Source organism: Synechococcus sp. 63AY4M2, assembly GCF_002760475.1.
In the GTDB taxonomy this organism is placed as follows: domain Bacteria; phylum Cyanobacteriota; class Cyanobacteriia; order Thermostichales; family Thermostichaceae; genus Thermostichus.
Genome location: NZ_AXUX01000001.1, coordinates 2,079,884 through 2,089,475, shown reverse-complemented (window position 1 = coordinate 2,089,475; position 9,592 = coordinate 2,079,884). Strand labels below are relative to the sequence as shown.

11 protein-coding genes are annotated in these 9,592 nt (G+C 59.2%); 6 read left to right on the top strand and 5 right to left on the bottom strand.

Features of this window, described 5'->3' with window-relative positions; all coding sequences use genetic code 11:
* Positions 1-394: 394 nt before the first annotated feature.
* On the top strand, positions 395-1,357 hold the full coding sequence (locus tag SYN63AY4M2_RS09310) for a Gfo/Idh/MocA family oxidoreductase (protein WP_228375523.1): 963 nt from the start codon (positions 395-397) through the stop codon (positions 1,355-1,357).
* Positions 1,358-1,385: 28 nt separating this feature from the next.
* On the opposite strand, the gene SYN63AY4M2_RS09305 is transcribed toward SYN63AY4M2_RS09310, so the two are convergent.
* From SYN63AY4M2_RS09305 to SYN63AY4M2_RS09295, 3 genes are all read right to left on the bottom strand, one after another.
* Positions 1,386-1,949, bottom strand: a complete 564-nt coding sequence (locus SYN63AY4M2_RS09305; protein WP_041438576.1) for a (2Fe-2S) ferredoxin domain-containing protein — start codon at positions 1,947-1,949, stop codon at positions 1,386-1,388.
* Positions 1,933-2,199, bottom strand: coding sequence for an Asr1405/Asl0597 family protein (locus SYN63AY4M2_RS09300; RefSeq protein ID WP_041438578.1), 267 nt, complete (start codon positions 2,197-2,199; stop codon positions 1,933-1,935). Before SYN63AY4M2_RS09300 ends, SYN63AY4M2_RS09305 begins: the two co-directional genes overlap by 17 nt.
* 146 nt (positions 2,200-2,345) lie before the next feature.
* Complete coding sequence (locus SYN63AY4M2_RS09295) at positions 2,346-2,897, bottom strand: Dps family protein (RefSeq protein WP_011431259.1); 552 nt, start codon at positions 2,895-2,897, stop codon at positions 2,346-2,348.
* A gap of 248 nt (positions 2,898-3,145) precedes the next feature.
* Here SYN63AY4M2_RS09295 and SYN63AY4M2_RS09290 point away from each other — a divergent pair, with 248 nt between their 5' ends.
* The gene (locus SYN63AY4M2_RS09290; RefSeq protein WP_011431260.1) at positions 3,146-4,399 is read left to right on the top strand and encodes a GTPase; all 1,254 of its coding nucleotides are present in this window, start codon (positions 3,146-3,148) and stop codon (positions 4,397-4,399) included.
* 7 nt (positions 4,400-4,406) lie between these two features.
* On the opposite strand, the gene SYN63AY4M2_RS09285 is transcribed toward SYN63AY4M2_RS09290, so the two are convergent.
* A complete protein-coding gene (locus SYN63AY4M2_RS09285) occupies positions 4,407-5,429 on the bottom strand; it encodes a glycosyltransferase family 2 protein (RefSeq protein ID WP_011431261.1) in 1,023 nt (340 codons plus the stop codon).
* 49 nt (positions 5,430-5,478) lie between these two features.
* The gene (hslO, locus tag SYN63AY4M2_RS09280) at positions 5,479-6,441 is read right to left on the bottom strand and encodes an Hsp33 family molecular chaperone HslO (RefSeq protein ID WP_011431262.1); all 963 of its coding nucleotides are present in this window, start codon (positions 6,439-6,441) and stop codon (positions 5,479-5,481) included.
* A gap of 373 nt (positions 6,442-6,814) precedes the next feature.
* Here hslO and SYN63AY4M2_RS09275 point away from each other — a divergent pair, with 373 nt between their 5' ends.
* The 4 genes from SYN63AY4M2_RS09275 to moeB all read left to right on the top strand — a co-directional run bounded on the left by SYN63AY4M2_RS09275 (position 6,815) and on the right by moeB (position 9,530).
* Positions 6,815-7,102: a DUF6464 family protein gene (locus SYN63AY4M2_RS09275; RefSeq protein ID WP_011431263.1), complete on the top strand. Its 288-nt coding sequence runs from the start codon at positions 6,815-6,817 to the stop codon at positions 7,100-7,102.
* A 281-nt stretch (positions 7,103-7,383) separates the two neighbouring features.
* Positions 7,384-7,872: a M67 family metallopeptidase gene (locus SYN63AY4M2_RS09270; RefSeq protein ID WP_011431264.1), complete on the top strand. Its 489-nt coding sequence runs from the start codon at positions 7,384-7,386 to the stop codon at positions 7,870-7,872.
* Positions 7,873-8,082: 210 nt separating this feature from the next.
* On the top strand, positions 8,083-8,364 hold the full coding sequence (locus SYN63AY4M2_RS09265) for a MoaD/ThiS family protein (RefSeq protein WP_011431265.1): 282 nt from the start codon (positions 8,083-8,085) through the stop codon (positions 8,362-8,364).
* A gap of 2 nt (positions 8,365-8,366) precedes the next feature.
* Positions 8,367-9,530 carry a molybdopterin-synthase adenylyltransferase MoeB gene (gene moeB / locus SYN63AY4M2_RS09260; protein ID WP_011431266.1) on the top strand — a complete coding sequence of 388 codons (1,164 nt, stop codon included), beginning with the start codon at positions 8,367-8,369 and terminating at the stop codon, positions 9,528-9,530.
* The last annotated feature ends 62 nt before the right edge of the window (positions 9,531-9,592 follow it).

Genomic DNA, 9,592 nt, shown 5'->3' with positions numbered 1-9,592 from the left:
GGCTGGAGCCAGGGATTTTCCCCAACAAGCTGGAGAAAGGGAGATCCCTGGGGCGGTGGTGGAAGGGATCTCTTCTTTGACACTCCCACCCAGGGGATTCTTACGCAGCCCAAAATGGACTCGCAAAGGCGCTGTCAAGACGCCCCTAGACAGTCCTTTGAGGCATAACCTCAAAGTTCTGCTTACTTCGGACTTAAGTTCCTCCAGGTTAGTTATTGCCGCGCGGGTTTTGCACCGCAGTAGGTCGTTTTCCTGGAGAAGCTCTGTACTAAAAGAAGCAACTAAAGTGGCTCAAGGGCTTTTCCGCCTCGCACCCAAGTACGGGGCTACCAAGCTATCCTTTTGTGTAATGCTACAGAAAGAGACAAGCAGGGGAAGGAAACAGGCCTTGCGGGTGGGGATCATTGGCACTGGCTATGCAGCTCGCTCACGGGCAGAAGCCTTGCGCAAAGATGGGCAGGTGCAGATTGTGGCAGTTGCTGGCCGAACCCCTGAGCGAAGTGCTGCTTTTGCCGCCGAGTTTGGGGCGGCGGCCTATTCCGACTGGTCTTCCCTGTTCTGCGAGCAGCCGCTGGATTTGGTGTTTGTTAGCACCATCAATCGGGATCATGCGGCCATCGCCCGTGCCGCCCTGGAGGCCGGGATCCACACCGTTGTGGAATATCCCCTGGCCCTGAGCGTTGCCGAAGCTCGCTCCCTGGTGCAATTGGCAGCGGAACGGCAGTTGCTGTTGCACGTAGAGCACATAGAGCTCCTCAGCGGCGTTCACCAGTTGCTGAGACGGGAGCTGGCAGGGCTGGGCAAGTTGTTTGCCGTTCGCTACATTACCCTCACTGCCACCCACCCTGCCCCCGACCGCTGGACTTATCGGCCCGACCAGTTTGGCTTCCCCCTCACAGGGGCTGTCTCCCGCATCCACCGCCTGGTGGACTTGTTGGGAAAGGTAGAGCGGGTGAGCTGTCAACTGCGCTACGACGGTCCAGACTTGCCCCACCGCTACAGCAGTTGCTACTGCACAGCCCACCTAAGTTTTGCCAGTGGGCTGCTGGCGGTGTTGACCTATGGCAAAGGGGACTCCCTGTGGTGCTCCCAGCGCCTATTGGAGTTCCATGGCCAGCGGGGGGGCCTGCTGATCAACGGCGAAGAGGCGACCCTGTTGCGCCCTGGCAGCGCCCATCCCCTGGAGACCGGATCTCGCCACGGCCTGTTTGAGCAAGATACCCGCATGGTGCTGGCTCACCTGCGCTGCGGCAGCCCTCTCTACGTGGATCCGGAGAAGATACTCCACGCCCTAGCTGTGGCCGAGGCCGCCGAGCGGTCTGCCCAAACCCAGCAGGTTGTCTGCGTCCAGGATTAGATCCCTTAGCAGCAGGCGACGTTGCCGCTCAAGGAGAAGGAACTGGGTCTGCCAGCGGAAAGTGCCGCTGCAACAAAGCCGGGATCCCTTGCGGAGAAACGCCGCTGTAGCGAGCCTTGTCGGGCAGGAACACCACGTTGGGCCCCCGTTTGCAATCTTTCATGCAGCCCACTCCCTGCACCCGGATGGTCTCCGGGTAGGCCGCCAAGTGGGCCTGCAGAGCCTGCATCACCGCCATCGCCCCCCGCCGACAGCAATCAGACTTCTGACAGACCAAGACAACGCCTTTCCTCCCTTCCTCCGCTCCGGGAGCGGCCTTGGGGGAAGCCTGGACAGGAACCACGCGGCAGAGCACCCATTTCTCTCGCCCCTTGAATGGATCCACCTCCCGCTCCCCGGCGATCTGAAGCCTATCTCCGGGTTTGAGGCTGCGGTAGAGCTCAGAACGCAGCGGCTTGGGGATCTTGCCGGCAAACACTTCTGCCCCGGCCTGCCAGCGCAAGTACTTGAGCTTGCCATCCTTATCGGGAAGAAATCCCAGGAACTGGCCCTCTGCCTCAAACGGGATCCTTTGCTTAGCCAACTTGCTCATCTTGTCCCCCAGCGTTGAGCTGCCAACATATCTCTAGGCTGTCCAATAACTCCCGCCGCCGCGCCGTGTATTGGCGGATCACGCTGCGCACCTGCACCAGAGCCAAAGGCGTGTCCACCTGCACCTGCAAATGACCCTCTCCCGTACAAACCGCTGGGATCCCCAACTCCACCAGCCGCCGCCCAATGCGCCAGCGCTCCCCCAAGGGGATCTGCAAACAATAGCCGCTCCCAGAAGATACAAAGTTCATGGCCAGAAGCAACGCCTCATCAATAAGAGTAGACCTGGAAAGCTACTAGGGAGAGTAGTTCTCAATAAATGCTTACAAGAAAAACAAAAGCCAGCGCAGAGAGGGTAGCAGGCTCGCCGACCTGACGGGCCTGCCCTGGATCCCGACTAGGCTCTGCCGTCCATCAAGCCAAACACCAGGCTGTCGTTGGCCAGGAAGTGGCTGAGGTGGAAGGCCCGGTCTTCCGTCTTCAGCAAGATCTGCTCGTAGAGGTAGCGGGTGGCGCGATCCCCTAGGCTTTCCGCTTGAGCGGCCTGACGCCGCAGCAGATCAATGATGGCCTGCTCCGCGGCCAGATCGTTCTTCAGCATTTGCCGCGCCTCAAAAGCGCCATCCGGCTCAGGGGTAAAGCAGCAGAGGCGAGCCAAGGTGGCAAAGGTGGCTACCGGCACACCCCCTAGACCTTCAAGGCGTTCTCCCAGGTCGTGAACATGTTCCCTCACCTGCTCGTAGTGATCCTTGAATAACTGGTGCAGCGGGTAGAACTCGGTGCCCTCCACTACGAAGTGATGCTTCTGGTATTGCAAGTACAACCCTTGGAAGCTGGCCAGAAGGGCGTTCATCCCCTCGCAGATCGGCTGGGTCACCTCCAGGCCGAGGGAGACAGGGTTGTTGCGCACGCTGTTGAAGGCCTGGCGCAAGGTTGCGGTTTCGGACATAGGGCAAGGTTCTCCAAGGTAAAGAGGACACAGCTATCTACCCAGTCTACTTGATTGAGTCGATCCAGGAGATCTTGGGGCTGTCCCCACCCCAGCATAGTCCAACTCGGCGCTTCTTGTGAACAGCTCTCAATAAAGTGCTGGTTGTAGCAAAACCGGTGGGCCGGTCAGGGAGGAGTCGCATCCCTTCGCGATTTACACTAGACTGGGAGCGTTAGCCCAGTTGATCCCGTACTTGGGGATGGAGCATGTCTCAAACGGAGCCGGAAAGCCGCTCCTGGATAGAAAAACTGATTCGCCTAACCCATCAAACGGTTGCGCGAGCTCGGGGGCAACAGGGAGATCTAGAAGATTCGGCCGGCCACCTGTTCAAACGCCACCTGTTCAAACAGAGCCTGCTGGAAGCGGAGGCCGAAATGGGCCATTGCAACGTCCTGGTGATCGGCAAAAGCGGGGTGGGCAAGAGCACTTTGGTCAACGCGGTGTTTAAAGATGAGCTGGCCCGCACCGGCGTCGGCAGCCCCGTCACCCGCCACATTCGCCAATATTCCAAGCAAGGTTGCCCGATCACCATCTACGATACGCCTGGCATGGAGTTGGCCGGCGAGCAGAATACTCAGATCCGCCTCGAGGTGGCCCAACTAATCGACGAGCTGCGCCTCAAGGATCCTGAACATCACATTCACATTGTTTGGTATTGCATCCACCACGAGCTGAAGCGGCTGGAGGAAACCGAGCGCAGGTGGCTGAGGGAACTGGAACTCAAAGATGTGCCGGTCATCTTGGTTTTAACTCAATGCCTGGAATACCCCAATCCGGAAGAGAGCGAGTTTTTCCAGTATTTGCAGCGCCAAAATCTCCCTGTTCGCTACATTGTTCCTCTTTTGGCTAAGGACAAGGTCATTAACCGGCAACTCACCATCCCCGCCCACGGGCTGGAGCATCTGATCGGCTGCACCTTGGAGCTGCTGCCGGAAGTGGCTCGCCTTGCCTTTATCCGCCAGCAATTGCTGCGGGTAGATCTCAAAGCCGATGCTGCTTTTAAGTATGTATCGGGCTATGTGGCCAGCGCGGCCTTTATTGGGGCAACCCCCCTTCCTTTTGCCGATGCCCCTCTGTTGGTGGCTGCTCAGATTGGCATGATTGCCAATATCAGCTTTATCTTCGGCTACAAAGCTTCCCCTTCTTTTTATTACTCTTTGATGGCGGCTTTGGCAGGCGTTGGGGGCGCAGTGGTGACCGGGCGGGCCATTGTCTCGAACCTGCTGAAGCTGATCCCCGGCGTGGGATCCCTGGCAGGCGGCATCATCCAATCCACCACAGCCGCTACCCTGACCCTTTCCCTTGGCCTGGCCTATATTGAGCTGATGAAGGCCATCGCCCGCGCCGAAATCCAAGGAATCCAGCTTTCCCAGAAAGAGATGCAGGAGATCTTTGTGCGCGAGTACCAAGAATATGCCGGACGCAGAACCCAGAAAAATGAGGTGGGAATAAGAGCATAAGAGCTTTTCATCCCGGCTTTTGAGTGGGCAGCGAGCCCGAGCTGCAAACAGGATAGGATCCTGGAGAAGGCGAATGTCCTGAGGTCTCGAACCCAAAGGCGCCTTGGACTAGGTACAGTGGCCGGCCTTTCACCTCTTCAAAAACGCGGCCCAGATACTCTCCAATTACGCCCAGGCTGATCAACTGGATCCCGCCCAAAAACAAGGTCATCACCGCCAAAGAGGCGTAGCCGGGCACATCAGAGCCAAACAGCAAAGTGCGGATGATCAGAAAAAGGCCGTACAGCAAAGCCAGCACGGAAATCCCCAAGCCCAGATAGCTCCACACCCGCAACGGCCAAGAGCTAAAAGAGGTAATGCCTTCTATGGCCAGGTTCCACAACCGCCAGTAGTTCCACTGGCTTTTGCCGCGAAAACGGGGGGCGCGGTCGTAAAAAATGGCCACCTGACGATAGCCCACCCAGGCAAAGATCCCTTTCATAAAGCGGGTGCGCTCCCGCAGTTGCCTGATGGCGTCCACCACCTGCCGATCCAATAGCCGAAAGTCCCCGGTATTGCGCGGGATCCGCACCTGGCTGAGCTGGTCGATGACCCAATAAAACCCGTTGGCCGTCAAGCGCTTGAGCCAGCTCTCTCCCCGGCGGCTGCGGCGCACCGCATACACCACCTGATACCCCTGCCGCCACTGCTGCAGCATCTCCGGGATCAACTCCGGGGGATCCTGCAGGTCGGCGTCGATGGGCACAACGGCTCTGCCCGCAGCGTAGTCCAAGCCGGCGGTGAGGGCAATTTCCTTGCCAAAACCGCGGGAGAGGTTCACCACCTTGATGCGGGGATCCTGACGATGGAAAGCGATCAGCTTTTCCAGCGTGTCGTCCTCGCTGCCGTCGTTGACACAGATGATCTCGTAGGGGATCCCCAACGGATCCAAGGTTAGGCGCAGGCGCTCGAACAAATGTTCCAGGTTGTCCGCCTCATTTTTGCAGGGGATGACAACCGAGAGCTCAGGGGCAGCAGGCTCAGAGGACATAGGAGAGCAGGGATCCCGTACCTGGCGATTATTCTGCCATCACGGGGTGCTATGGGTTTGCCGACATCTCCGCCACAATCGAGCGCAGCTCATCCTCTGAGATGCGGTAGACCTCGTTGCAGAACTGGCAAACCGCCTCTGCTCCCTTATCGGTGCGGATCATGTCGATGAGCTCGTCCCGCCCCAACATGCGCAGCGCCCCCTTCACCCGGTCGGAATTGCACTGGCAATAGAAGCGGATGGTGCGCACCTCCGGCGCGATCTTGAGATCCAAGTCGCCCAGGCAAATTTGCAACAGCTCCCGCAAACCGCCGCCGTAGGCCAGCATTGGGCTGAATTCCTCTACTTTGGCCAAACGGGCCTCCATCTCCGGGATCAGACTGGCTGGCGCTCCCGGCATGAGCTGCATCAGCACTCCACCGGCGGCGCGCACCCGCTGGGAATCGAGGTTCACCCCCAAAAGAACTGCCGAAGGGATCTGCTCCGAGGAGGAGAGGTAGTAGCTGATATCATCTCCCACCTCTCCCGAAACCAGTTCCACAGCACTGGTGTAAGGCTGGCCGTAGCCCAAGTCCCGCAGCACATGGAGGTAGCCGTAACGCCCAACGGCCTGACCCACATCCAACTTGCTCTCAGGGGTGAGAGGAAGTTCAATGGCAGGGTTGCTCACATAGCCGCGTACCGTGCCGTCCATGCCGGCATCTACGTAGATGCCGCCCAAGGGGCCATTTCCCTTCAGTTGCAGGTTGATCCGCGCCTGGCGTCGCTTCAGGTTGGCCGCCAGCAACAGGGCTGCACTCATAGCCCGCCCCAGCGCCACTGTCGCCACATAGGAGAGCTTGTGCCGCTCCCGCGCTTCCTGGACTGCCTGGGTGGACACCAAGCCCACCACCCGAATCTTGCCCTCCGCCGCCGTAGCCCGGATCAGGTGATCCGGAAGAGATGAAGGCGGTGTACTCTCAGAAATATCCTTGGTTCGCTTCAATCGTTCTGACCCAGAGGCATCCGTCATCACAACCTCAACTCCTGCCTCGAAAGCAAGCCTGCAGGGATCCCCTGGCGACTTACTTCTTTCCCCGTAGGCTCGCTGCCACTTCGCTATAAGTCGGAGCCAGCCTCTACTATACCATCATAGGCGGCTTATCCCCCTGCCCACTAGCCAGCAGCTTGCTCCGCTAGTTTTTCGGCTCAAAGCCAATCACCTTGCCCATGCTGCCGCTCTGCCCTCCGGTTGGCAAAGCGGTTCTTCATCCCAAGTAAGATAGGGAGCGTTTGCAATTCTTCTGCAATTTTTCCCTCTCCTACCAGAGTGTGCCATCCTGAGGATCTAGGCTGATCCAACGCGACCCCCAGCCTGTTGGCCTTACTCTCTGGGTGACTGCTTCATGTTGGATAACCTCACTGCCTACGTCTCGGAACATGCGGCCAAGCGTCGCTGGCGGGAACGCGCCTACAGCCGCTTTTTGCAGGATTGGCGGCGACAAGTGGTGCTGCTGCGCCGCCAACGGGCCGGTGAATTCGGCCAGCCGCTGGGGGATCCCTCCTGTATTTTCAGCGCCCAGTCGACCTGGTTGCGCTGTGCCGTCAACCCGCGAGGGCCCTGCCAGGGCTGCCCCCACTATTCCCCGCTTGCCTCTCCGCTGCCGGATCCTCACCCTGATGTGCTCGGTTAGTTCGCCGGATCCAAATCTGTTCAGACTCCCACTCATGCCAAAGGAAAACCGGCGGCGAAAGAAGGGATCCCATCCCCAGTCAACCTTCGACACTCCCCCTGCCGACCGGCTGGTTAAACGCCAAGGCAACGGCATAGCTGTTTCCCCGGAGCGCTGGGGACTCTGCGCAGTTCCCCAGCTCATCAGCCCAGAGCTCTGCCCGCACCAAAGTACGGGGCTACCAAGCTATCCCTCTGTGTCAAAATGAAAGAACGGTAACTCCATCGGCAAAGGTGAGATTCATGGCCCTTCACCTCTCGGCAGAGCACCTCCGCGCCATCCGCCAGCATGGCGAGCAAGCCTTTCCCTACGAGGGCTGCGGCATTTTGATCGGCGAGCTCAAGGGAGCGGACAAAATCGTCCATGAACTCTGGGCGGTGGCCAACACCTGGGATCAAGCCGAAAACCCCTTGGCAGACGGCGAATCCAGCCGCCGCCGCTTCTTGATCGACCCGGCGGATTTCAAGCGGGCCAACGACCATGCCGTGCGCAAAGGCCTGGGGATCCTGGGCACCTACCATTCCCACCCCAACCACGCGGCTGTTCCCTCCGAGTTCGATCGCCAGCACGCTTTTCCCTGGGGCTTTTCCTGTGTGATCGTCAGCGTGCGCGAGGGCAAAGCAGAGGAGGTGGCCAGTTGGGTTTTGGATGAGCAGGAGCAGCCCCAACGGGAGCCGATGCAGATTTGGGAAGACAAATCTCTGCCCTCGCTTGTGGCTCGGGCTGGCTAGAGAAGCTGACTGCTGTTTTCCCGCCAACCTTCCTTCCAAAAATGAGGCTTATGGCTGAGAAGCTTTGGGATCCCTGGTGGGCAATGACTGGGGTGAGGGTTGTCGGAAAAAGCGGTACTCTGAACTTGATGAGGTGACACTTGGAATAGTTCAGCTCAGAACCTCAAGGTGTAGATCAACCAGATCGCTAGAACCCTTCCCCGAACTCCCATGGCAACCAAAGTCTTGATTCCCTCCCCCTTGCGTCCCTACACCGACAACCTGGAAGCTGTCGAGATCGAGGGCAGCAATGTCGGCGAAGTGATGAGCAACCTGATCGCCCGCTATGGCGAGCTAAAGCGCCACCTCTACACAGAAGACGGCAAGTTGCGCAATTTCGTCAACGTTTACCTCAATGACGAGGACGTGCGCACGTTGGCCCAAGGCGACAACACGCCGGTGGGAGAACAAGCCGTCATCAGCATCGTTCCTGCTATTGCCGGAGGGCGTTGACCATGTTGAACCTGGACACCAGCCAAGTCAGCCTCTCCCGCGAGGAGATGGAGCGCTTTTCTCGCCACCTTATCCTGCCAGAGGTGGGCCTGGAAGGGCAGAAGCGGCTGAAAGCGGGCAAGGTGCTGTGCATTGGCACCGGCGGGCTGGGCTCGCCCCTGTTGCTGTATTTGGCGGCAGCCGGTGTGGGGCGGATCGGCATCGTCGATTTCGATGTGGTGGATGTGTCGAACCTGCAGCGGCAGGTGATCCACGGCACCTCCTGGGTGGGCAAGCCCAAGGTGGAATCGGCCAAAAACCGCATCCTGGAGATCAACCCCTATTGCCAGGTGGACGTTTACAACACCGCTCTGAAGGCCCACAATGCCCTGGAGCTGTTTGCCAACTACGACGTGATCGTGGATGGCACCGACAACTTCCCCACCCGCTACCTGGTCAACGATGCCTGTGTGCTGACGGGCAAGCCCAATGTCTACGGCTCGATCTTCCGCTTCGAGGGGCAGGCGACGGTTTTCAACTACGAGGATGGGCCCAACTACCGCGATCTCTACCCCGAGCCACCGCCACCGGGGCTGGTTCCCTCCTGTGCCGAGGGGGGCGTGCTGGGGATCCTGCCCGGCATCATCGGCCTGATCCAGGCCACCGAGACGGTGAAAATCCTGCTGGGCATCGGCACGACCCTGAGCGGGCGGCTGCTGCTTTACGATGCTCTAAAAATGAGCTTCCGCGAGCTGAAGCTGCGCAAAAACCCCGCCACTCCCCCCATCACCCAGCTCATCGACTACGAGCAGTTCTGTGGGATCCCGCAAGCCACAGAACAAGCCAGCCAAGCGGAGATCCCCGAGATCAGCGTGGCTGAGCTGAAGGCGCGGATGGATGCTGGCCAAGACTTTGTGTTGGTCGATGTGCGCAACCCCAACGAGTGGGAGATCGGCCGGATCCCTGGCGCTCACCTGATCCCGTTGCCGCAAATCGAAAACGGCGATGGGGTGGAGCAGGTGCGAAAACTCCTCAACGGCTCGGAGCTAATCGTCCACTGCAAGAGCGGGGTGCGCTCGGCCAAGGCCTTGAAGATTCTGCAAGCAGCCGGGATCCAAGGGAAAAACCTGCGCGGGGGGATCCTGGCCTGGGCTGAGGCTTACGATCCCTCCATTCCCAAGTACTAGTTCAAAGCTCTGGCTGTCCCTTGCCCTGCAGTTGAAGGCACAAGCGGCCTGCCGCTGCGCGG